We start from the raw sequence: 21,183 nt of genomic DNA, 5'->3' as shown, positions 1-21,183 counted from the left end.
GGACAGCCATGCATGTCACTGGACCATGCGGGAAATCGCACCCATGCTCGAAGCGGTGAACCTTCACCCGTTGGACTCGCTGGAAGCGCCTTCCATCCCGATCGAAGTCCCGGAGCTGCCGAGGCAATCCGGGTTCCGGGCCGCGCGTGTCAGGCGCCGGTCACCCGCACCGGCAAAGTCTTCACCCCGTTGATGAAGTTCGACACCAGACGGTGCGGCGGAGCCGCGAGTCGGAGTCGGCCCGGCGGCAGAGCACGGCAGGTCTCCTCGTACAGGGCCCGGAGTTGCAGGCGGGCGAAGTGGGCGCCCAGGCAGACGTGGGGGCCGTCGCCGAAGGAGACGTGGGGGTTCGGGGAACGGGCGAGATCCAGGGTGAAGGGGTCGGGGAAGACGCGTTCGTCGTGGTTGGCGGAGGCGTGGAAGACGACCACCTTGTCACCGGCGCGGATGCGCGTGCCGGCCAGCTCCGTGTCCCGGGTCGCGGTGCGGCGAAAGGTCAGGACCGGTGGGTGGCGGCGGAGCAGTTCGTCGATGGCCGTGTCGGGCCGTACCTCTCCGTCGCACAGTCGGCGGTAGGCGTCGGGGTGCTCGGCCAGCAGGCGCAGGCCGCCGGGGGCCGCGCTGCGTACGGTGTCGTTGCCCGCCACCACCAGCAGGAAGAAGAACATCTCCAGTTCGGGGTCGGTCAGTTCGGGATCGGTGGCGAGGGCCGTCATCACGTCGTCGGCGGGATACCGGCGCTTGTGGGCGGCCAGGGCGTGGGCGTAGTCGAACATGTCGCGCAGGGCGGACGGGGAGCGGGGGTTGAGCGGCTTGCCGTCCGGGCCGAGCGTCGGCGTTCCGGACTCGTCAGGGTCCTGGTAGCCGATGACGCGTCGGGTCCAGTGGAGAAGCAGCGCGCGGTCGGTGTCCGGCACACCCAGCAGGTCCGTGAGATTGAGCAATGCGTAGTCGTCGGTGACCCGGGCGACGAGGTCGCAGGTGCCGTCGTCGGCCCGCGCCCCGGTGACCGCGCGGGCGAGCAGTTCGCGGGCGCGTTCGCGTACCACCGTTTCGAAACGGTCCACGCGCTTCGGAGTGAAGGCGCGGCTGACGAGAGTGCGCAGGCGCCGGTGGTGCGGCGGGTCCTGGTTGAGCATCATGCGGCGGATGAACGGCAGGTCGGCGGGGTCCGGGTCGCGGATCTGGGTGGCGCCCAGATATGAGGAGTACGCCGAGGAGTCCTTCAGGACCCGGATCACGTCCTGGTGCCGGGTGACCGCCCAGAAGCCGGGGCCCGCCGGCCAGCCGAGCACCTCCGGCTCCTCCTGCCACGCCACGGGGTGGTGGTCGCGCAGGTGGCGGTAGCGGTCGTGGGGGATGCCCTGCCCGTACTGTCTGGGGTCGAAGACATCCGGTACGGGAGTTCCGGCAGTGGCGGAATCGGTCATGCCGCCGCGCCCTCGCCGTCGTCGCCGCCCTCGCCGTCGTCGCCGCCCTCGCCGTCGTCGCCGTTCTCGCCGTCCCCCGCGTTTCCGCCGTCCCCCGTGCCCTCGTCGCCTACCGCGTCCGCCCGCAGGAAGTCCTCCATCACGCGGATCAGGTCGAGCGGAGTCTCGTCCATCGCGTAGTGGCCGCACGACGGCAGTTCCACCAGTTCGGCCCGGGGGAACCAGCGCATCCAGGTGGCCCGTTGCACGTCGGCGGAGAGCGCCGGGTCCAGCGCGCCCACAACGGCGAGGGCGGGCACGGGCGAGCCCTCGACCTGATCGTGGAAGTCCTCGCCCGCCCAGGAGTCCAGCCAGGCCCGGAACGCCCCGACGTCGCTGCACGCCACCGATCGGCGCACCATGCGGTCCAGCCAGCCCGCCGGGCGGCGGCCTCCGGTGGTGGTGTCGAGAATGATCCTGCGGTTCTGCGGGGTGCGGGCCGCCCCGGCGAAGAGCTCCCACTGCTCGGGCGGGAGGGAGAGGCCGGAGGCCGGGACCGGCGAGATGCCGACGACTCTGCGCACCCGCTGCGGCACGGCGGCCAGCGTCCGTTGGACGACGGAACCGCCCATCGAGTGGCCGACCAGCGAGAACCGCTCCCAGCCGAGCCGATCGGCCAGCGCGATCACGTCCTCGGCCCCCTCGGCCGTGGTGTACGCGCCGCCCGCGTCCCTGGCCTCGCCGTAACCCCGCAGGTCCACCATCGCGTACTGGAACGAGGCGAGGTCCAGATCCGGCAGCACCGGGGCGTACGCGGAGCGGTCGGCGAGCCAGCCGTGCACCGCGATCACCTTGTGCGGTCCTTCACCGTGAACTTCGTGGGGCAGAACGAGCTTTGTGGTCACACCGGCTCCCGTCACCGCGCGGAGAGAGCCGGACGGTCCGCCCGCCGGCCCCGCCCACAGTCGCGCCAACTCCGGCCCGGCGCAAGGGCACACACCGGAGGGACGGGCCCCCGCACCTCACCCCAGCAGCTCCAGATACGGCCCGAACTCCGAGGCGAGCGTCAACCTCCCCAGCTTCTGGTACTCGCGCTGGATCGCGTGGATCAGGGTCGGCATCGTCACCGGGTCGCCCGTGTCGGCGGCCAGGTAGGCGGCCGTCACCGCGATCGAGCGGATGTTGCCGCCGGCCAGTTCGAAGTTCTCCGCGCAGAACGCGAGGTCCAGGCCGGCCCCCCGGGGAAGGGCCGGGCCTAGGCAGCGCTCCCAGAGGATGAGGCGCTGTTCGGGGTCCGGGACCGGGAAGTCGATGACCAGGTCCAGGCGGCGGGTGAAGGCGTCGTCGAGGTTGGCCCGGAGGTTGGTGGCGAGGATGGCCAGGCCGTCGAAGGACTCCATGCGCTGGAGCAGGTACGCGCTCTCGACGTTCGCGTAGCGGTCGTGGGCGTCCTTCACGTCGGAGCGCTTGCCGAAGATCGCGTCGGCCTCGTCGAAGAGGAGGACACCGTTCACGCCTGCGGCCTCGGTGAAGATCCGCTCCAGGTTCTTCTCCGTCTCGCCCACGTACTTGTCGATGACCGTGGCCAGGTCGACGGTGTAGAGGTCCAGGCCCAGATCCGCGGCGATCACCTCGGCGGACATGGTCTTGCCGGTGCCCGAGTCTCCTGCGAACAGGGCCGATACGCCCCGGCCCCGGCCGCCGCCGGGGCGCATGCCCCACTCCCCCAGGACCTGGTCGCGGTGGCGGGCGCGGGCGGTCAGTTCGCGGAGCTGGGAGCGGGTGCCCGGCGGGAGGACCAGGTCGTTCCAGGCGACGGAGGGCTCGATGCGGCGGGCCAGGCGGTCCAGGCCCGCCGCGTTCTGGGCGCGGGCGCCCCGGCGGACATGGTCGGCGGTGAGGGTGCCGCCGTCCAGGTGGGTGGTCTGGGCGGCCCCCCGTGCGGCGCGGGTGATCTGCTCCGGGGTGAGGAGGAACGGCGAGAGCAGCCGGTCCACGTCCACGGTGCCGGGGACGGGGTCGGCGTACGCGTCGGTCCAGAGGGTGGCCCGGGTCGAGGGTTCCACTCGGGGGGCGTGCAGGAGCAGGGGCGGGGCGACGGACCAGGCCGCATCCCAGGGGGCCCGGCCCACCAGGGTCGTGGGGACCGGGGTACGGGTCAGCAGCCGCAGCAGCTCCGGATGGTCGCGGCAGACCGCGTCGAGCGGTGCGCAGACCAGTCCGGCACCGGTCAGCCGGGCCTCGCGAACCAGGGAACGGACGGCCTCGGCGGGGGCTGGGTCCTCGGCCAGCCGTGCCAGGTCCAGCCCCAGGACACGGTGCCCGGCCCGGGTCAGCGCGGAGGCCGCGAGAGCGGTACCCGCACCGCCCTGGTCCTCACGGAGGTAGACCAGTGAGACACCGTGGGACAGGGCCCCGGCCAGCGGGGCGGGGTCGCCGACGCCCGGCACGGCGTGCCAGGGGGCGAGGAGGTCCGCCAGGCGCGGATCGGAGGTGTCGTCGCCGAGAAGGTGGGCGGTCACCCGGTCCGGAACGCGGAGCGCACGGCTCAGGAACGGGCGGTCGAGGTCCTCCACCAGCAGCAGACGGCCCTCGCGGAGCGGGGCACGGGCGGACAGCCTGCCGCGGGCCGCCCGGTCGGCGGGGGACAGCCCGCACAGTCCCAGGGCCATCCCGATGGAGGGACGACGGCGGGTGACGTCGTCGTTCAGGTAGCCGTAGAACGCCTCGAAGCGGTCGTCGAGATCGGGCACGAGCGCGATGAGGAGAATCTCGACATCGAGCTCGGTGAGCCCGAACTCCGCAGCCAGGGACCCGAGTCGGGAGGGCTCGACCGACGTCCCGTCACCCTGCGGGACGTCGTGCGGAGTGTCGTACGGAGCGGCACACGGGGCGTCGTGCGCAACGCCGTTCGGGACGCTGCACGGAACGGGGGACGGGTAGGCCCGCGCCTCCTTCGCATCCAGCAGGCGCGCGATGTTCTCGTCCGTGAGGTACAGGCCCCGAAAGGCGTCGTCCGGATCGGGGTCGGTGAGCCGTCGGGCCTCGACCGCCGCCCGGACGCGCTGTTCCACCACCACCGCGCGGGCGAGGAGATGGCGCAGGTTCGCGTCATCCGCGGTGGTCATCGGGCACCGCCCTCCCCACGGTCCTGTCGGCCGTCATCCACGGGGTCGCCGCGGCCGCCCGTCCCGGTTCCGGCTGCCCGGTCCGTGGCCGGGGGCCTGCGGTTCTCCGTGATCCTCAGGGACAGACCGCGGCGCCGCTCACCGCCCGGGTCCCGTCGGCCGTCCTGCCGTCCGGGCCTGCCCGGACGGCCCCCGTACACCGGAAGGGCGCCGCGTCCCGGCATCGTCTCCATGACCGGTTCGGCCTTCTCGGGCACGTCCCCGAAGCGGGCCTGCACCCCTTCGTCACCCACCGGAGGGCCGACCACGTAACTCGGCGAGGCCGTCACCGGCACGCTCACCACCAGGTCCAGCGAGGGCTTCAACTCGCCCCCCAGCGCACTCCACACATCGGCGAACGAACGGTCCTCCGGCGGCGGCAGCGCGATCGACATCGGCACCGGGGCCCCGATATCGGCCAGAGTGCCGGTCAGTCGCTCCGGGGGCAGCGCCTCGTGGCACAGCAGGCAGCCGAGCAGCGAGGCGAGCAGCCGGTGTTCGTCCTCCGGGCGCTTCGTCCAGGCCGTGATCAGGTACGAGAGTTTGAAGAAGCGGGGCGGACGACGGCGCGCGATGATCGTTCCGCGCTCGTCGTAATCGTTGTGCAGCCCCCGTTCGCGCCTGCGCATGTCCTCACGGATGTCGTAGAGGTACAGGTTGACCATGGGCGCGTTGGCCTTCGCCGCCCACTCCCGGGTCGGCGCGTCGAAGACCACCGCGATCTGGCCGCCTTCGAGCACCTCCGCCCTGATGAGGGACCGCAGTACGTCGTCGACCTCGTGGATCATCCGATCACTCCCGTACGGCTGTCGGCTCCCCTGCGTGCAACTCGCCCACCCGCGCCTTCGCTGTGCGTCCCTTCGCTGTGCGTCCCTTCGCTGCACGTCCCTTCGCTGTGCAGTCCTCTCATGCGCGGCCCATCCGGCGCGCTTCTTCCCTGCGCGGCCCTCTCATGCGCGGACCTCCCCAAGCGGGCCTCCCCCGCCTGTCCCGCTCATGCGCGGCCTGCGAAGTCCGGCGGTTGGAGATTCCGCTGGACCACCAGGACCGGTTTCTCCAGCCGGTCGAGGTCACGGGAATCCACGCGCAGCTTGCGCGGGCCCAGCTTGTCCTTGCGCAGAACCGGGATCTGGACCTCGAAGGTGCCGTCACGGCCCACGATGACGCCGGACATCTGGGCGTTGATCCCGATGTTCCACGTGAAACGTACGGTCTGCCCCGGCGGGTAGTCCTTGCCCCGGGCCAGCACCACCTGCCCCGGCTTGGCGACCTGCGGAGTGACGGTCAGCGAGGGCTTCAGCACCCGCAGCCGGTCGGTGTCCTGGTTGTTGACCTGCCGGCGATCGGGCAGGGTGCCGCGCACGGTGGCCCGTACATCGCCGGTGATCGCCGCGTCGTATGTCGCTGTCTGTGTCACCTCGATGCGGCCGCCTGCCGGGATGGTGCATGGTTCAGCGGCGGTGCAACGGGTCAGCGCGGGAAGGCTGCGGTCCTTCGCCTTGGCCGGCTTCGGCCAGGACGTCCCGACGACGACCCCTGTCGCAGCATCAGGACCGGCGTTGGTGAGGGTGAAACGGGCACGGGCCGGGCGACCGGTGTACGTACGGTCCGGGCTGACGTCGGCCTTGACCGCCACATCCGCCGAGGGTGGCACGGGGGCCTCCAGGACCTCCACCCGGGCTGTGTCCGTCCCCGTATTGCCCGCCGAGTCGGTGGCCGAGCAGGTCACCGTGGTGGTCCCGACCGGAAAGAGCGAACCGGAGGGCGGGGTGCAGGTCACCGGGAGTGTGCCGTCGGTGGCGTCCCGCGCGGTGGCCGTGTACGTGACGCGCGCGCCCTGCTTGTCCTTCGCCCGGACGGTCAGGTCGTCGACGGTGACGACCGGGGCGTCGATGTCGTTCACGTCGATGGTGATCTGCTCCCGGAAATCCGGATCGGCCGCCGCCGCCGGTCCGATCGTGTCCGTCCCGGGCACCTGGGTGCCCATGAGGAACTGGACGGTGCAGCTCAGCCGGGTGCCCTGGGGCGCGTCGGCGGAGACATCGATGTTCTCCGCGAAGTGCGCGGTGTCGCCGCTCGTCAGCTGCCGTGTGGGCGGGTCGAGGCTGACGGACAGATGTGGGTCGCAGTCGTCGAGGCGGTACCCGACGCTGGTCGGGAGGTTGTGGAAGCCCTCGATGATCGCGTCCGCCACCTCCCTGCCGTCGATGCCTTCCAGCAGTCGGCCCCGGGTGGCGTCGACGATGCGCGTCGCCTGACCGGGCGTCGTGGGGGGATCCTCGACGTAATCGGGATTGTCGGGGTTGTGGGCATCGCCGTTGCCGTTCATCCCGTCGCCGATCTTGCTCTCCACGTCGACGCCGATCACCCGGACGTTCTTGTCCTGGAGGGCAAAGATCGTGTCGTCGATGGAGTGGCCGTTGCTCGGCGAGTGGCTGGACGCGTCGCTGACCACCACGACGACGGGACTTGCTCCTTCGCGGAACACCGTCTTTCCGTCCGCGCCGTCGGCGATCTGCCACAGTCCGTTGATCCAGTCCTCTGACGGCCCGCGGCTCTTGCCTCCCAGCGCGGTGCCGAGACCGTCGACGCCTTCCTTGATCTTCGTGTCGTCGGTCGTGAGCTCGGTCAGGACGTCGAAGCCTGCGTTCACGTCACCTTCCTGGTCGCCGAACGTGGCGACGGCGAACCGGGAGTCCGGCTGTTCGTTCCGGATGGCAGCGGTGATCTGCGGCAGGTTCCTCCGCACGCTGGCAATCGGTACCGCCATGCTCGCCGTCCCGTCCACCAGCAGGACCACCTCCGGTTTCGGCGGGATGACCGGCGTCAGCACCTGCTTGGCCACACCTGTCGAGCCTCCCGGATCCACCGAGTCGGTGAACTCGGCCGGGGTGACCCAGGGTTCGGGCTCTCCCACCGTCGGCACCCCGGAACCGGCCGCCGAGCCGGGCGCGATGCCGGTGGCCACGAGGACCAGAGCCAGCGCGGGCACGCGCAGCACCGCAAGCGTTCCGCGCCGGGCCGAGGCCCTGGACCACGGCGCGAAGGCCCCGGACCGCAGGGCCGAAGACCCGGGTCGCGGGCCCGAAGACCCGGGTCGCGGGGTCGGGCCGGTCCGCAGCAGCGGCCACGACCACGACCACGGCCACGACCGCAGCACCCTCGGCAGCGGTTGGAACCAGCGCACGGAAGTCCTCCCCCAGCCGATCGACATCCCGACGCCACGGTCGCGCACGGGGAACCGGCCCGCAGCGGTGCGGAAGTCACACTCCCGGGAATCCCCCACTGCCCTTTCGGGCAGGCCCCGCACTGCCCGGGTTCCACCCGGCCGGACGACCGAGGTAGCGGCCGGTCCGAAATCGACCGGTCCGTCATCGAAATCGAGAGGGCCGGACCGTGATCGAAATCGAGAAATCCCGACGCGATCGGAAACAACGAGGGAAAACGGTGATCGAGATGAGTGATCGAGATGAGCGATCGAAAGGTCCGGCAAGATCAGCAGAACCGGGGAACGGGAACCGGAAGCTCAGAGGATCGGGAGACCGGAGAAACCGCAGGACCCGCGGACCCGCGGACCCGCGGACCCGCGGACCGGCGGACCGGCGGACCGGCGGACCGGCGGACCGAGAACCGGCGGACCGGGGCCGGAAGCCGGTCGGGCAGACTCGAATGGCATCCGAATTGGATCAGATCAAGCCCTGTCGCATGGCGTACGCGACGGCGTGCGACCGATTCCGCAATTGCAGCCGAGTCATCACGGAATGCAGCACGTTCTTGATCGTGCGTTCGGAATAGGACAGCTTCGTCGCGATGTCCGCGGTGTCGTACCCCTCCGCGACCAGCCGCAGCACATCTACCTCCCGGGCCGCGAGCCCGGTGAAGTGCAGTCCCCGGGGTCCGAGCACCTGTCCCTGGAGGCGCCCGACCTCTTCGAGAAGCCGTCCGAGCAGGTCGGAGGGGAGATGACCTTCGCCCCGCGCCACCGTCCCTATGACCTGCACGAGGTGCTCCGGAGTCGACTCGGAACGCCTGATCACTCCGGCGACACCGCATTCCGCGGCGCTCACCAGCTTCTGCTCGTCGATGTCCGTGGTGACGAGGACCGTCCGGGCCGTGCTGGTGCGCTGGATGTGACGCAGCATCGTCAACACCTGTTCGTCGACCGCGTCCACGACGACGACCACGATCTGCGGTGAGGCGTCTCCCTCCGCCCACTCCGTCACGCTGACTTCCGGTCGGGCCCGCAACTGACTGGAGACGCCGGCCTGTGAGATCGGATCCTGGGCCCGTAACGCGACAATGGTTCGCTCCATGGCAATGCTCCCCCTGGGCAACAGCCGATGGCTTCACGGCGAACACAACCATCACGGCTGTTTTCGTGGACCTCGTTCGTCTTGAGGCGGTCAAACGATTCCCACGTATACCTACAGGGAAACAAAAAAGCCGATCCGGGCACGGAATCTGCCCAGAAGTATTCCTCCGTGGTCGCTGCCCGCTTTCGGAGACCGACCCTACGGTGCGCCCTATGAGTCTCACGGCAAGCCTCGACGATTCGTCCGTCACTGCCGCACCGGGCGAGGAGACGGCCCTCCCTCTGCGGATCCTCAACTCCGGCAGCACCGTGGAGGAGTACCGCTTCGAGGTGATCGGCGCGTGTGCGGCCTGGTCGACCGTGGAACCGGAAACCTTGTCCCTGTATCCGGGCGACTCGCAGACGGTCTCGTTCGTGCTCCGGCCTCCCCGCGACTCCACCGTACCTGCGGGCGAAACACCCTTCGGGATTCGAGTGGTGCCCACCGGCGAACGGGGCGACACGGTGGTGCCGGAAGGACGGGTGACCGTCCCGCCGTTCACCGAGACGACCGCCGAGCTGGTGCCACGCAGTTCGCAGGGTGCCTGGCGCGGCGGGCACCAGATCGCCATCGACAACCGCGGCAACGCCCCGACCACGGTACGGCTGGAGGGCCGGTCGGGTACGGATCGTGCCCGGGTTTCCTTCGCTGCGGACGCACTGCGGATCGCGCCCGGCAGGGCCGAGTTCGGGAAGATCCGGATCCGGCCCGCGAAGCGCGTGTGGCGCGGGACCTCGCTCACCCACCCCTTCCAGGTGGTCGTCGCCACGGATGCGGCGGAGGGGCGGGCCCCGGACGCCCCGCTGGTCCTGGACGGCTCGTACCAGCAGGAGCCGATCCTGCCGCGCTGGCTGCCCCGGGCACTGATCACCGCCGCCGTGCTGCTGATCGCGCTGGTCGGGCTCTGGTACGCGTTGTTACGACCGGCGGTGAAGTCGGCCGCCAGGGAGGCGATCACGCCGGACGCGGTCCGGTCCGCCGCCGCGGCCGACAAGAGCAGGGCCCCGGACCAGGGCTCCGCGGCCGGAACCGGATCGAACGGAGGCGACTCCTCCGGCGGCGCGAACGGAGGGGCGTCGCAACCGAGTCCGTCACCCAGCGCCGGGACTTCCGCCGGAACTTCCGCCGGGGCGTCCCAGGGCACGGGGGCCGCGGCCCCGACCAGCGCGCAGGTACAGGTCAGGGACTCGGTGGGCGGCGGCTCCACCACATCGGCGGCCCTTCAGGTGCCCGGCGGACACACCTTCCAGCTCACGGACATCGTGGTCCAGAACCCGCAGGGCGACGCGGGAACGCTCGTGGTCTCCTCCGGCCCGGACACCCCCGTACTGCGGCTCGCGCTGGAGAACTTCCGGGACTCCGACTACCACTTCGTCACGCCGATCCTGGTACCCGCGGGCGGCAAGGTCACGATGACCGTCGACTGCCGGAAGGTCGGCAAGCCTGTGAACGCCCCGACGCCCTCGCGCTGCGCGGAATCGCTGTTCCTCGGCGGCACGATGCGTACCGACACGACGAACTGACGCCCTCGGCCGACCCGCGCGAAGCCGACCCCCGGGACCACGCCGACACGGCCGGACCGTCCCCGAAGACGGCCGGTCCGAGCCGGTCCGAGCCGGTCTTGAAGACGGCCAGGCCGGTCTTGAAGACAGCCGGGGCGGTCAAGATGGTCAAGGAGCCTGGGCAGCCGAGCAACCGGGGCGGCCCGGCGTCCTCGGGCCGGGCCTTCGCGGGCGAAGTCTCCCGACCCGGGCGGCTGTCTTCTCCTCAGGCGGGCGGAGACTCCTCTTCCTCCTCCTCGGAGGAGCCTTCCTCGGCCCGCTGGACGAATGATCCCTGCACGTCCGCGGGTTCCTCGTCCTCGTCCTCCGTCGAGGCGCGCTGAACGGCGGGGGCCCCGGCAGAGGCTGTAGTCGTGCCCGCAGCCGAAACCGACTCCGGTGCCGGGACCGACTCCGGTGCCGAAACCGCGTCCGGTGCCCAAGCCGCGTCCGGTGCCGGAGCCGGATCCGACAGGACCCGGTCGGCATTGGCGACGGCCTCCCGCTCGAACCGGTCGGACGGATCACTCACCCGGATGCCTCCCGGCGCCTGCGCACCGTCCACCGGGCCGCTGCGCTGCTGAATGACGTGCGTGAGTTCATGGGCCAGTGTGGTCCGGCCCTGCGGCGACGACGGTTCGTACGCGTCACGCTGGAACACGACGTTGTTGCCGACGGTGTACGCATGGGCCCCGACGCTCTTCGCCGACTCGTGCGCGGCGGAGTCGGTGTGCACACGTACGTCGGAGAAGTCCGCACCCATCCGGCGCTCCATGTCCGTACGGGTGTCGGTGTCCAACGGCTGCCCGCCACCGGACGAGACCACGTCGTGCACGGGGGACCGGTCTTCCCCCTCCTGCCGCTGGACCATCGCGCCCACCGCACTGTTGCCGACCGTCCGTTGGAGCACGCCCATGCCGCCGACCCCGACCGCGTCGGCCCGCCCGGTGGCCGCCGCGCGGAACACACGTGAGGTGTCCACGGCCTCCGCTCCCCCGGACGCCCTCGGCGCGGGCGCGCCCTCGTAATCCTGCTCCGTCCCGTGCTCCTCCCGCTCGGGAACGTGCCCGTGGTCCCGCCCGTGGTCGTGCTCCTGGTCCCACTCCTGTGCGTGCATCGTCATCTCCCCTGCGCCGCGCCCGGGTCGAAGGCTCGTCATGATGGCCCCACCACTCCACCTTCACGACGCGTCACGCCCCCGTCCAGCCCGTGCCCCGCCGGTCCGGGGCACCCGGCGCTGCCCCTTCGGGCACCCCTTGGCGGCTCGTACCGGAAGGAGCGCTCGTCCACCCCCGCGGCGCGACCTCGGCTCCGGCCCGGCCCTCCCCTTCTCCTCGTACGGCTCTCGCAGGCCCATCGGGTCGCCGTGCGTCCCGACCTGTTCCGCGGCGCCCATCAGGTGGATCGATCCGCTCACGGCGAGTCCCGCTGCTGCACGGATCGAGGTTGTCTCCTCGTACGGATCGGCGTCGAACGGCCGCATCGGCGGCCGGTGGAGTGGCCGGGCCACCCGGCCGTCGGGATGATCGACGACATGACCAAGAGCAAGAAGGACGGAGTCGTCACCCTGCGGATCGCCCAGGAGCCGGAGGCCGACGGGCTTCTCGCGCGCAGCCCGCTCGCCGCCCTGGTCGGCATGCTGCTGGACCAGCAGGTACCGATGGAATGGGCGTTCACCGGTCCGTACACCCTTGCCAGGCGGATGGGCGGCGACGATCTGGACGCCCACGAGATCGCCGCCTACGACCCGGAAGCCTTCGTCGAACTCTTCACCGCCAAGCCTGCCCTGCACCGGTATCCGGGCTCCATGGCCAAGCGGGTCCAGCAGTTGTGCCAGTACCTGGTGGCCGAGTACGACGGGGACGCGAGCGCGCTGTGGCGTGACGCCGCCACCGGTACCGAACTGCTGAAACGGCTGAATGCCCTGCCTGGCTTCGGCACCCAGAAGGCGCAGATCTTCCTGGCCCTGCTGGGCAAACAGTTCGGGGTCCGGCCGACGAACTGGCGGGAGGCGGCAGGACCGTACGGCGAGGAGGGCTCGCACCGGTCGGTCGCGGACATCACGGGGCCGGAGTCGCTCGCCGAGGTCCGCGCGTTCAAGCAGCAGGCCAAACAGGCTGCGCGAGCGGCGAAACGCGCGGCCGGAGCGTAGCGAAGCACGGCACGCCACCGAACAGCCGCCCGCCCCACACCGGCCCTGAACGAAGCTTCGGCTCGGCACGCTCGGCCCACTCGGCCCACTCAGCACGCTCCGCCCACTCGGCCCACTCGGCACGCTCCGCCCACTTCACCCACTTCACCCACTTCACCCACTTCACCCACTTCACCCACTCGGCCCACTCGGCCCACTCAGCACGCTCCGCCCACTCGGCCCACTCGGCCCACTCCGCGGCCGGCCCGGAACGTTCTCCCCGCGCCGCTCCTCCACCCGGCGTCAAGTCCGTGCACGTACCGCCACCCGTACTTGAGCCCGCATCCGCGTCCGTACCGTCTCCGGCGCCCGAACCCGCTCCCCGCCCACGCTGTCGCTGTCACTCATCACAGCCCCAATTCCGGAATGCCCGTATTTGTGGCGCACTGGAGAGCATCGCAGTCCGGCGCCATGGCTGCGCCCGGGCGCTCTTGCCCGGTAGGCTTTCCGTGTGATCTTCAAGCGCATCGGAAATGGGCGGCCATATCCCGACCACGGCCGGGAAAGCACCCGGCAGTGGGCGGACGTCGCGCCGCGCCCGGTCCGCCTCGATCAGTTGGTGACCACCAAGGGCAACCTGGACCTCGAAACCCTCCTCGCCGAGGATTCGACGTTCTACGGCGACCTGTTCGCGCATGTCGTGAAGTGGCAGGGCGACCTCTATCTGGAGGACGGCCTGCACCGCGCGGTGCGCGCGGCACTTCAGCAGCGCCAGGTGCTGCACGCCCGGGTGCTCGAACTCGGCTGAGCGGCGGGGCGGTACCTCGTACGGATTCCGCGAGCGCCGAACGCACCCACGGACCCCGATCCGTGGCAGCGTCGACTCTCGCGGCTGTGGCACCCCGTAGACCCCCATAGACCCCATAAGCGCCCGTGGGTGCTTTCGGGTTCGTTCAGGTTCGTTTGGGTGCATTCGCACTCGGACGGGTGCGGTCCATTGATCATTTAGTAGGCATCATCACTGGGCCGCACTACGCTGCGCCCATGAGCATGCTCACACCCCCCGGCATCGGCGGAAAGTACCGCATCACGGGCGACAAGTACCCGCGCATGCGCAGGCCCCGGCATCGCGGCAAACTGATCCTCGTTGCCGCCGCCTCCGTGGTCGCCCTCGGGCTGGCCGGCTGGGGCACGCTGCAACTCATCGATGTCTTCTCGGGCGGCGACAAGAAGGCCAGCGCCGCCGACCACAAGACGGACTGCCCGACCGCGAAGCCGTCCGCGCCCGCGAAGGCGCTGCCGAAGCCCGCGAAGATCACCGTCAACGTCTACAACGCGACACCGCGTGGTGGCCTCGCCAAGCAGGCCGCCGACGAGCTCAAGAAGCGCGGCTTCGTCATCGGCAAGGTGGGGAACGCCACGGCCGAGTACGACAAGAAGGTCCCCGGCCCCGGTGTCCTGCTGGGCGCCCCGTCGGCCACGAACGGCTCGTTCCCCGTTCTCGGTACGCAGTTGGCGGGGGCCGTTCCGAAGACCGACACCCGCAGGACGGCGGACGTCGATCTGATTCTCGGCACGAAGTTCACGACGTTCAACACGCCCCAGTCGGCCGCCGCGGCGCTCGCCGCCCTGACCGAACCGGCCCCCGCGCCGTCCTGCTGACCGGCCGCCGTTGCACCCGGCAGCCGCGTCACGCCTCCTCGGTCACGGCGGTGTTGCTGTATCGGCCGTGCCGCGCCCCGTCGCGGACCGCCCTGCCCGAGGTCGCCCGCGGCCCCGTACGACCGTGGGACCGATACGCCACACGGCCGACTGAGTCACACGGCCGGGACAACCGGCACAGCCGAGACGGCCGTACGGCCGACACGCCCCGTGCGCCCGATATGCCCCGCAGGACTCGATACGGCCGTGCAACTCTGTACGGCCGTGCGACTCTGTACGTCCGTACGGCTCTGTACGTCCGTACGGCTCAGTCGGCCGTGCCGTACATCCGGTCGCCCGCGTCACCGAGCCCCGGGACGATGTAACCGCTCTCGTTGAGCCGTTCGTCGACCGAGGCCGTGACCACCGTCACCGGCGTACCGGCCAGCTCGCGCTCCATCACCTCGACACCCTCCGGCGCCGCGAGCAGCACGACCGCCGTGACGTCGTCGGCCCCGCGCCGGATCAGTTCCTGGATGGCCGCGACCAGGGTCCCGCCGGTGGCCAGCATCGGGTCGAGGACATACACCTGGCGGCCCGAGAGGTCCTCCGGCATGCGCGTCGCGTACGTGGACGCCTGGAGCGTCTCCTCGTTGCGGATCATGCCCAGGAAGCCCACCTCGGCGGTGGGCAGCAGCCGCACCATGCCGTCGAGCATGCCGAGGCCGGCCCGCAGGATCGGCACGACCAGCGGCCGGGGGTGCGACAGCTTCACCCCGGTCGTCGACGTGACCGGGGTCTCGATGTCGACCTGCTCGGTCCGCACGTCCCGGGTGGCCTCGTAGGCGAGCAGGGTGACCAGCTCGTCGGCGAGCCGCCGGAAGGTCGGGGAGTCGGTGCGCCTGTCGCGCAGGGTGGTGAGCTTGTGCGCGACCAGTGGGTGGTCGACGACGTGGATCCGCATGGGCTCAACAGTAACCGGGCCCGCAGCACGCGTGCGCTGGCATCAACCACACGTTCGGGGGGAAGGTGGTGGCATACGGACCCAGCCTTGGGGTGGTGAACGGATGCCCGACGCGGAACAGCGCACGTGGAGCTGGCGAAAGCCGGACCGGCCGGATGCACCGAACACACCGGCGGCACCACCCCCACCGCACCCCGGGGCCGCACCCGGCCCAAAGGACCCGCAGGCACCGGAAGCCCCCGAAGCCCCGGAAGCGGAGCGAGCCGACGAGGAGACCGAGGCGGCGCGGCGCAGACGGCGCGCCCAGTTCCTTCGGGAGCTCCACGAGGCGAAGGCCCTGCGCGACCGGGTCCAGCCACGCCGGGCGCGGGCGGCCCGGATGCGTCAGGCCATGCGCATGCGAACCTTCCGCTGGTAGGTCGTACGGAGGCCCCGCGTCCCCCTGGTGGCCCCGTCCAGGAGAACTGATGGCCGACGCAACGGCGGAACTGCTCTCGCGAAGCCCTCGTTTCTGCCACGATTCCGATGGGCGGGACGCAGGGCAGCCGGGCCACCGACTGCCCTCCCGCCGGACCGACACCCCTATGACCAGTGGGAGAGTCACGGTGTACTTCGCCGCACTGCTCGCGCGCACCGAAGACGGGTGGGAAGCGAGCGATACGGAACTCGACGATGTGGAAACCCTGTCCGACCTGACGGATCTGGCCCGTGCCGCTTCGGCGGACGAGGACACGGTGCTCGTCTACATCGAGCAGGAGGACGTCTGGTTCGGCGTCGTCCGGGTGGATGGTGAGGACGACCCCCGAATCTTCGTCTCGGACGCCACCGCCGCCGCCCGATCCTCGTACGGGGAGATCCTGCTCACCGACGAACTGCTCGGCCGCGAACCCGGGGCCGACGACACCATTGCCGCCCTCGAAGAGCTCGTCGGCCTCGACGGTACGGAGGACGGCGAACCGGACACCACCCCCGACAACGACCACGACACCGACACCGACACCGACACCAATGACGATGACGACGAGTTCGACGCCGATGCCGTACCGGCGGGACCGCTCGGCGACACCGCCGTCCTGGCCGACCTCGGACTCCCCGAGGCGGAGCTGTTGATGCTGCGCGCGGACGCGCTGGCGGAGATCGCGGAAGCGCTGGGCGCGGCCGAGGTCCTGGAGGCCGTCCGTTAGGGTCCGCGGGTGACCGAACCACCCCGCCCGCCGGAACCGCACGACCCCGTACGAGACCCGTGGCGGGCGCACATGCGCCACGCCCTTACCGAGGCCGACCTGGCGGCGGCGGCCGGCGACGTGCCGGTCGGCGCCGTCGTCCTCGGCCCCGACGGCACGCCGCTGGCCGTCGGCCACAACGAACGCGAGGCGACGGGCGACCCGACCGCCCACGCCGAAATCCTCGCCCTCCGCCGCGCGGCCGCCGCGCTCGGCGAGTGGCGACTGACCGGCTGCACCCTGGTGGTCACCCTGGAGCCGTGCACGATGTGCGCGGGTGCGTTGGTGCAGTCCCGCGTGGACCGGGTGGTCTACGGGGCGCGCGACGAGAAGGCGGGCGCCGCCGGCTCCCTCTGGGACGTCGTCCGCGACCGTCGGCTCAACCATCGCCCGGAGGTCATCCAGGGGGTCCTGGAGCCGGAGTGCGCGAGCCGCCTGACGTCCTTCTTCCGTGGCCCCTGAGCACGGATCGGGAACGGATTTCTTTCCACGGCCCGGGATGGTCTAAGCTCTCTCTCGGTAGCGTGTCCGAGCGGCCGAAGGAGCTCGCCTCGAAAGCGAGTGTGGGGAAACTCACCGAGGGTTCAAATCCCTCCGCTACCGCCATCGACGCCCTCCCGACCTGTGGAAACACAGATCGGGAGGGCGTTCGCGTTGCACCAGACAGCACCACCAGGCAGGCGGCGCCCCCTGACCACACATACGCTGACACCGCACCACCAAGATGGAGCGATATGTCCGAATCTCAAGAAGTAAGTAAAAACCGTCTCCGCCGCACATAAACCAGCAGGTCAGAAACTGTGGTCCCCGCGCGTGCGGGGGTGGTCCCTCGACCGGCGACAGCAGGGCGTGCACCTGGCGGTGGTCCCCGCGCGTGCGGGGGTGGTCCCTCGGCGCGCTGGGGGTCGCATGCGGGCATGGTGTGGTCCCCGCGCGTGCGGGGGTGGTCCCTCGATGATCCTCGGGGCGCTCAGTGTCGGCGAGTGGTCCCCGCGCGTGCGGGGGTGGTCCTTGGACCCGGGACTCCACCGTGATCCCGCCCGTGTAGTCCCCGCGCGCGGGGTTTCCCCCGGGGGGCCGGGTGCTGGCAGCAGTCGGTTGCCGGGAACGGTGTCGGAATGCGGGGATGGGGGGTGTCAGTGCGGGGTGCCAGGATCGCGGCATGGTGATGTGTGACTACTTCTCGGCTGCTGGTGACGACGTGGCCCTCGGCGTAATCGATGAGGTCGGCGGCCCGGATCCGTCGGCCTTCGACGTGGTGTCGCTGAAGGGAATCGATCCGGTCGTCGTGGCGGCCCACCTCGAAGCCGTCCTGACCGGCTGCACGTACGACGAGGCGTCCGGGCGTCCTCGCTCGGGGCAGTTGCTCTCGTCCCCGGAGGCGGAGGGCGCGTTCGTGGTCGCTGTGTCCGACAGTCTGCAGGAGGCCCTGGCCTCGGCCACGCCCGGACGTCTCGCCGAGGCCGCCGGGCCGTGGTCCGGGACCGAGGAGCTCCAGGCGTCCGGGGTCGATTCCGAGGCGGCTGCCGAAGTGCTGGTCCTGCTGTCGGGGCTGGCCGGTCGCGCGAGGTCGGCCGGTCACCGCATGTACTGCTGGTGGGCCCTGTGAGGTGATCCGGAGAAGCAGGTCGGGGGAAGCGGCATCGGGGGGACAAGCCGCTTCCCCCGATGAGAACGGGCTCCTCAGGTCCTCGCCGCGGTCAGGGGGAAGCTCGCGGCGTGGACCCCACAGTGAGGGCCTGTTCCTCGCCCCTCGGATTCCTGCCTGGTCCGCGGGGCTTTGCACCGTCCATCCTGCGCACCGGAAGCAGCCCTGTGGGCCGACGAAGGACCTCGATCACGGGGACCTTGGTCCTTAAAGCCCGTGTGGGGCGACGCCTCGCCCACGCAGGACAGCGAGAGAGGCTGTAGGCGAAGATCAGGCAGATACGACCAAGCGTGCGGATAGAATCGCCCGACTGCACAGGGGAACGAAGGGGAGGCAGGGGCTGATGGTGCAAGCGAAGAAGATAGCTCTCTACGTGATAGTCGTCTTCGTGCTGTACACGATCATCACGTCCCCGGCCCGGGCGGCGGATCTCGTCCAGATAGGGTTCGAGGGCGTTTCGAGTGCCGCACAGGGCGTCGGCGACTTCATGTCCGCGCTCGTGAAGTAGGAGTACCCCCATGATCCGCCATCTGGTCCTGTTCAAGCTGAACGACGGCGTCGAGCGGGACGACCCGCGGGTCGTTGCCGCGGCGAAGGCGTTCCAGGAGCTGGCGGGAAAGGTTCCCGAGCTGGAGTTCTGGGAGTGCGCCTGGAACATCACCGACCGGCCGATCGCGTACGACTTCGCCATCAACTCCGCCGTCGCCGACGAGGACGCGCTGAAGCGGTACATCGAGCATCCGGCCCATCAGGCCGCCGCCGGACAGTGGCGGGAGTTCGCCACCTGGGTGATCGCCGACTATCCGTTCTGATTCGCCGGGTCCGTCCACTCCCTTCGACCCCTACAGCCTCCTTGGGCTCCTCACCTTTCGGTGTGGGGCCCTTTCGGCGTTTAAACCAAGTTGAACCCAACACGACGTTATACGGTGCTTGCACACAGTGGGGATGTCTTGTGATGCTATGACCGCTTTTGACGGATGAGTTGACCGAAGTTGACCGCAAAGGGGTGGCCCCACCGTGCCGGCCAGTACAGCGCCTCAAGTGCCTCCCCAAACCGCCCAGGCGACTCAGACCACCACCCGGACCCCCCGGACCGCTCAGGCCACCCGATCCGTTTCGGCGGATCGGGACTCCGGGAGCCCGGAGGGCTCCGGGGGCTGCGACGACACGGCGACGCCCGCCAGGAGCAGGGGCACGGACACTCGGGCGCTCACCCAGGTGCTTTTCGGACAACTCAAGAACCTGGAGCCCGGCACCCCGGAGCACAGCCGGGTGCGGGCGGCGCTGATCGAGGCGAACCTTCCCCTGGTGCGGTACGCCGCGGCACGGTTCCGCAGTCGCAACGAGCCGATGGAGGACGTCGTCCAGGTCGGCACGATCGGCCTGATCAACGCGATCGACCGCTTCGACCCCGAGCGCGGGGTGCAGTTCCCGACCTTCGCGATGCCGACCGTCGTCGGCGAGATCAAGCGGTACTTCCGGGACAACGTGCGCACCGTCCACGTCCCTCGACGGCTGCACGAACTCTGGGTGCAGGTCACCGGGGCGACCGAGGACCTGACGACCGCCCATGGCAGATCACCGACCACCGCCGAGATCGCCGAGCGACTGAGGATCTCCGAGGACGAGGTGCTGGCCTGCATCGAGGCGGGCCGCTCGTATCACGCGACATCGCTGGAGGCCGCCCAGGAGGGCGACGGAATGCCCGGCCTGCTGGACCGGCTCGGATACGAGGACCCGGCCCTCGCCGGGGTCGAGCACCGCGACCTGGTCCGCCACCTCCTCGTACAGTTGCCCGAGCGCGAGCAGCGCATCCTGCTGCTGCGCTACTACAACAACCTGACGCAGTCACAGATCAGCGCGGAGCTGGGTGTCTCCCAGATGCATGTGTCAAGACTTCTGGCCCGCAGCTTCGCTCGACTCCGATCCGCAAACAGGATCGATGCATAACCGGATCGGGTAGAACACGCGAAGTCGCGTTCGCACGGCCCGAATTGCCCGGCACCCCCTGTTAACTGCGCAGACGTCACAAAGACTTGTCGACATGTCACTACAGCGTGTTGCCGACATGTGACATTCTGCGGAAACCGCGTTTGCCGTGGCCCCGCCTCCGGTATTCAGGTGGAGGCTGCGTTCCTCCGATGGTCGCGGCTCGACGCGACCGTCCGCGACCTCAAGGGGGTGGCATGTCCGAAGAACAGGGCAGCTCGAAGGTGCTCACGCTCACGAAGGGCGCACCCGCGCCCGACGCACCCGTCGGCTCGTCGGAGGCCATCGACACCCGCACTCTGTCCCGCTCCCTGTTCCTGCGGCTCGCCGCACTGGGGCCGGCCGCCGGTCCCGACGGAACGGACAGCCCGGAGCGAACCTATGTGCGGGACACGCTCATCGAGCTCAACCTTCCGCTGGTGCGGTACGCCGCCGCGCGGTTCCGCAGTCGCAACGAGCCGATGGAGGACATCGTCCAGGTCGGCACGATCGGCCTGATCAAGGCGATCGACCGGTTCGACTGCGAGCGCGGGGTGGAGTTCCCGACCTTCGCCATGCCGACCGTCGTCGGCGAGATCAAGCGCTTCTTCCGCGACACCTCGTGGTCGGTGCGCGTCCCGCGCCGCCTCCAGGAGCTGCGGCTCGCGCTGACCAAGACCAGCGACGAGCTCGCCCAGCGGCTCGACCGTTCGCCGACCGTGGCGGAGCTGGCCAAGGAGCTCGGCGTCTCCGAGGAGGACGTGGTCGACGGGCTTGCCGTCGGCAACGCGTACACCGCCTCCTCGCTGGACTCGCCCTCACCCGAGGACGACGGCGGCGAGGGGTCCCTCGCCGACCGGCTGGGGTACGAGGATTCGGCGCTGGAGGGCGTCGAGTACCGCGAGTCGCTCAAGCCGCTGCTGGCCAAGCTCCCGCCGCGCGAACGGCAGATCATCATGCTGCGGTTCTTCGCCAACATGACCCAGTCGCAGATCGGCGAGGAGGTCGGCATCTCCCAGATGCACGTCTCGCGCCTGCTGACCCGCACGCTCGCCCAGCTCAGGGAAGGGCTCATCGCCGACTGACGCCTACCGACCGGCACGCATCGCCGGACCGCGGCACAAGGGTTCCGATTTGAC

Annotated in this window: 20 protein-coding genes, 1 tRNA gene and 1 CRISPR repeat array; of the genes, 13 read left to right on the top strand and 8 right to left on the bottom strand. The window is 70.3% G+C overall.

Features of this window, described 5'->3' with window-relative positions; all coding sequences use genetic code 11:
- Nucleotides 1-149 precede the first annotated feature (149 nt).
- From ACFC79_RS07665 to ACFC79_RS07640, 6 genes are all read right to left on the bottom strand, one after another.
- The gene (locus tag ACFC79_RS07665) at nt 150-1,430 is read right to left on the bottom strand and encodes a cytochrome P450 (RefSeq protein ID WP_376236504.1); all 1,281 of its coding nucleotides are present in this window, start codon (nt 1,428-1,430) and stop codon (nt 150-152) included.
- Nucleotides 1,427-2,314: an alpha/beta fold hydrolase gene (locus ACFC79_RS07660; protein WP_376236502.1), complete on the bottom strand. Its 888-nt coding sequence runs from the start codon at nt 2,312-2,314 to the stop codon at nt 1,427-1,429. Before ACFC79_RS07660 ends, ACFC79_RS07665 begins: the two co-directional genes overlap by 4 nt.
- Before the next feature lie 117 nt (nt 2,315-2,431).
- Entirely contained in the window at nt 2,432-4,537 is a 2,106-nt protein-coding gene (locus tag ACFC79_RS07655; RefSeq protein WP_376236500.1) for an ATP-binding protein, read from the bottom strand.
- Nucleotides 4,534-5,364 carry a DUF4255 domain-containing protein gene (locus ACFC79_RS07650; RefSeq protein ID WP_376236498.1) on the bottom strand — a complete coding sequence of 277 codons (831 nt, stop codon included), beginning with the start codon at nt 5,362-5,364 and terminating at the stop codon, nt 4,534-4,536. Before ACFC79_RS07650 ends, ACFC79_RS07655 begins: the two co-directional genes overlap by 4 nt.
- 206 nt (nt 5,365-5,570) lie before the next feature.
- The gene (locus ACFC79_RS07645) at nt 5,571-7,568 is read right to left on the bottom strand and encodes an HYR domain-containing protein (protein WP_376236496.1); all 1,998 of its coding nucleotides are present in this window, start codon (nt 7,566-7,568) and stop codon (nt 5,571-5,573) included.
- Nucleotides 7,569-8,262: 694 nt separating this feature from the next.
- On the bottom strand, nt 8,263-8,889 hold the full coding sequence (locus tag ACFC79_RS07640) for a response regulator transcription factor (protein WP_376236494.1): 627 nt from the start codon (nt 8,887-8,889) through the stop codon (nt 8,263-8,265).
- Between the two features lie 212 nt (nt 8,890-9,101).
- Here ACFC79_RS07640 and ACFC79_RS07635 point away from each other — a divergent pair, with 212 nt between their 5' ends.
- Complete coding sequence (locus ACFC79_RS07635) at nt 9,102-10,451, top strand: hypothetical protein (RefSeq protein WP_376236493.1); 1,350 nt, start codon at nt 9,102-9,104, stop codon at nt 10,449-10,451.
- A gap of 244 nt (nt 10,452-10,695) precedes the next feature.
- On the opposite strand, the gene ACFC79_RS07630 is transcribed toward ACFC79_RS07635, so the two are convergent.
- Nucleotides 10,696-11,592 carry a DUF4157 domain-containing protein gene (locus ACFC79_RS07630; RefSeq protein ID WP_376236491.1) on the bottom strand — a complete coding sequence of 299 codons (897 nt, stop codon included), beginning with the start codon at nt 11,590-11,592 and terminating at the stop codon, nt 10,696-10,698.
- Between the two features lie 411 nt (nt 11,593-12,003).
- Here ACFC79_RS07630 and ACFC79_RS07625 point away from each other — a divergent pair, with 411 nt between their 5' ends.
- From ACFC79_RS07625 to ACFC79_RS07615, 3 genes are all read left to right on the top strand, one after another.
- Nucleotides 12,004-12,621 (top strand): HhH-GPD-type base excision DNA repair protein, encoded by a 618-nt coding sequence (locus ACFC79_RS07625; RefSeq protein WP_376236489.1) that lies wholly within the window; start codon nt 12,004-12,006, stop codon nt 12,619-12,621.
- Between the two features lie 490 nt (nt 12,622-13,111).
- A complete protein-coding gene (locus ACFC79_RS07620) occupies nt 13,112-13,408 on the top strand; it encodes a type II toxin-antitoxin system VapB family antitoxin (protein ID WP_072488263.1) in 297 nt (98 codons plus the stop codon).
- Nucleotides 13,409-13,668: 260 nt separating this feature from the next.
- Nucleotides 13,669-14,262: a LytR C-terminal domain-containing protein gene (locus ACFC79_RS07615; RefSeq protein WP_376236704.1), complete on the top strand. Its 594-nt coding sequence runs from the start codon at nt 13,669-13,671 to the stop codon at nt 14,260-14,262.
- Between the two features lie 307 nt (nt 14,263-14,569).
- Here ACFC79_RS07615 and upp read toward each other — a convergent pair whose 3' ends face one another.
- The gene (gene upp, locus ACFC79_RS07610) at nt 14,570-15,205 is read right to left on the bottom strand and encodes a uracil phosphoribosyltransferase (RefSeq protein ID WP_376236487.1); all 636 of its coding nucleotides are present in this window, start codon (nt 15,203-15,205) and stop codon (nt 14,570-14,572) included.
- Nucleotides 15,206-15,308: 103 nt separating this feature from the next.
- Here upp and ACFC79_RS07605 point away from each other — a divergent pair, with 103 nt between their 5' ends.
- From ACFC79_RS07605 to ACFC79_RS07565, 9 genes are all read left to right on the top strand, one after another.
- A complete protein-coding gene (locus tag ACFC79_RS07605) occupies nt 15,309-15,623 on the top strand; it encodes a hypothetical protein (RefSeq protein ID WP_376236485.1) in 315 nt (104 codons plus the stop codon).
- 187 nt (nt 15,624-15,810) lie between these two features.
- The gene (locus ACFC79_RS07600; RefSeq protein WP_376236701.1) at nt 15,811-16,389 is read left to right on the top strand and encodes a hypothetical protein; all 579 of its coding nucleotides are present in this window, start codon (nt 15,811-15,813) and stop codon (nt 16,387-16,389) included.
- A 9-nt stretch (nt 16,390-16,398) separates the two neighbouring features.
- Nucleotides 16,399-16,890 (top strand): tRNA adenosine(34) deaminase TadA, encoded by a 492-nt coding sequence (gene tadA / locus ACFC79_RS07595; protein ID WP_376236483.1) that lies wholly within the window; start codon nt 16,399-16,401, stop codon nt 16,888-16,890.
- 56 nt (nt 16,891-16,946) lie between these two features.
- A tRNA-Ser gene (locus tag ACFC79_RS07590) sits at nt 16,947-17,034 on the top strand.
- 194 nt (nt 17,035-17,228) lie between these two features.
- Nucleotides 17,229-17,500: a CRISPR direct-repeat array (repeat unit 28 nt; unit sequence GTGGTCCCCGCGCGTGCGGGGGTGGTCC).
- A gap of 90 nt (nt 17,501-17,590) precedes the next feature.
- Nucleotides 17,591-18,037, top strand: coding sequence for a hypothetical protein (locus ACFC79_RS07585; protein WP_376236480.1), 447 nt, complete (start codon nt 17,591-17,593; stop codon nt 18,035-18,037).
- Nucleotides 18,038-18,419: 382 nt separating this feature from the next.
- Nucleotides 18,420-18,584: a hypothetical protein gene (locus ACFC79_RS07580; RefSeq protein ID WP_376236477.1), complete on the top strand. Its 165-nt coding sequence runs from the start codon at nt 18,420-18,422 to the stop codon at nt 18,582-18,584.
- A gap of 10 nt (nt 18,585-18,594) precedes the next feature.
- A complete protein-coding gene (locus ACFC79_RS07575) occupies nt 18,595-18,888 on the top strand; it encodes a Dabb family protein (RefSeq protein WP_376236474.1) in 294 nt (97 codons plus the stop codon).
- A gap of 205 nt (nt 18,889-19,093) precedes the next feature.
- The gene (locus ACFC79_RS07570) at nt 19,094-20,026 is read left to right on the top strand and encodes an RNA polymerase sigma factor SigF (RefSeq protein WP_376236472.1); all 933 of its coding nucleotides are present in this window, start codon (nt 19,094-19,096) and stop codon (nt 20,024-20,026) included.
- A 236-nt stretch (nt 20,027-20,262) separates the two neighbouring features.
- A complete protein-coding gene (locus ACFC79_RS07565) occupies nt 20,263-21,129 on the top strand; it encodes an RNA polymerase sigma factor SigF (protein ID WP_376236469.1) in 867 nt (288 codons plus the stop codon).
- The last annotated feature ends 54 nt before the right edge of the window (nt 21,130-21,183 follow it).

The organism is Streptomyces sp. NPDC056061 (genome assembly GCF_042266885.1).
Taxonomy (GTDB): domain Bacteria; phylum Actinomycetota; class Actinomycetes; order Streptomycetales; family Streptomycetaceae; genus Streptomyces.
This window is presented reverse-complemented; position numbering and strand designations above follow the sequence as displayed.

Excerpts from the sequence above, each read along its gene's own strand:
- ACFC79_RS07565 (WP_376236469.1), top strand. The coding sequence starts at position 20,263 with ATGTCCGAAGAACAGGGCAGCTCGAAGGTGCTCACGCTCACGAAGGGC.
- upp (WP_376236487.1), bottom strand. The coding sequence starts at position 15,205 with ATGCGGATCCACGTCGTCGACCACCCACTGGTCGCGCACAAGCTCACC.
- ACFC79_RS07650 (WP_376236498.1), bottom strand. The coding sequence starts at position 5,364 with ATGATCCACGAGGTCGACGACGTACTGCGGTCCCTCATCAGGGCGGAG.
- ACFC79_RS07605 (WP_376236485.1), top strand. The coding sequence starts at position 15,309 with ATGCCCGACGCGGAACAGCGCACGTGGAGCTGGCGAAAGCCGGACCGG.
- ACFC79_RS07665 (WP_376236504.1), bottom strand. The coding sequence starts at position 1,430 with ATGACCGATTCCGCCACTGCCGGAACTCCCGTACCGGATGTCTTCGAC.
- ACFC79_RS07585 (WP_376236480.1), top strand. The coding sequence starts at position 17,591 with ATGGTGATGTGTGACTACTTCTCGGCTGCTGGTGACGACGTGGCCCTC.
- ACFC79_RS07640 (WP_376236494.1), bottom strand. The coding sequence starts at position 8,889 with ATGGAGCGAACCATTGTCGCGTTACGGGCCCAGGATCCGATCTCACAG.
- ACFC79_RS07655 (WP_376236500.1), bottom strand. The coding sequence starts at position 4,537 with ATGACCACCGCGGATGACGCGAACCTGCGCCATCTCCTCGCCCGCGCG.
- ACFC79_RS07630 (WP_376236491.1), bottom strand. The coding sequence starts at position 11,592 with ATGACGATGCACGCACAGGAGTGGGACCAGGAGCACGACCACGGGCGG.
- ACFC79_RS07580 (WP_376236477.1), top strand. The coding sequence starts at position 18,420 with ATGGTGCAAGCGAAGAAGATAGCTCTCTACGTGATAGTCGTCTTCGTG.
- ACFC79_RS07635 (WP_376236493.1), top strand. The coding sequence starts at position 9,102 with ATGAGTCTCACGGCAAGCCTCGACGATTCGTCCGTCACTGCCGCACCG.
- ACFC79_RS07625 (WP_376236489.1), top strand. The coding sequence starts at position 12,004 with ATGACCAAGAGCAAGAAGGACGGAGTCGTCACCCTGCGGATCGCCCAG.
- ACFC79_RS07575 (WP_376236474.1), top strand. The coding sequence starts at position 18,595 with ATGATCCGCCATCTGGTCCTGTTCAAGCTGAACGACGGCGTCGAGCGG.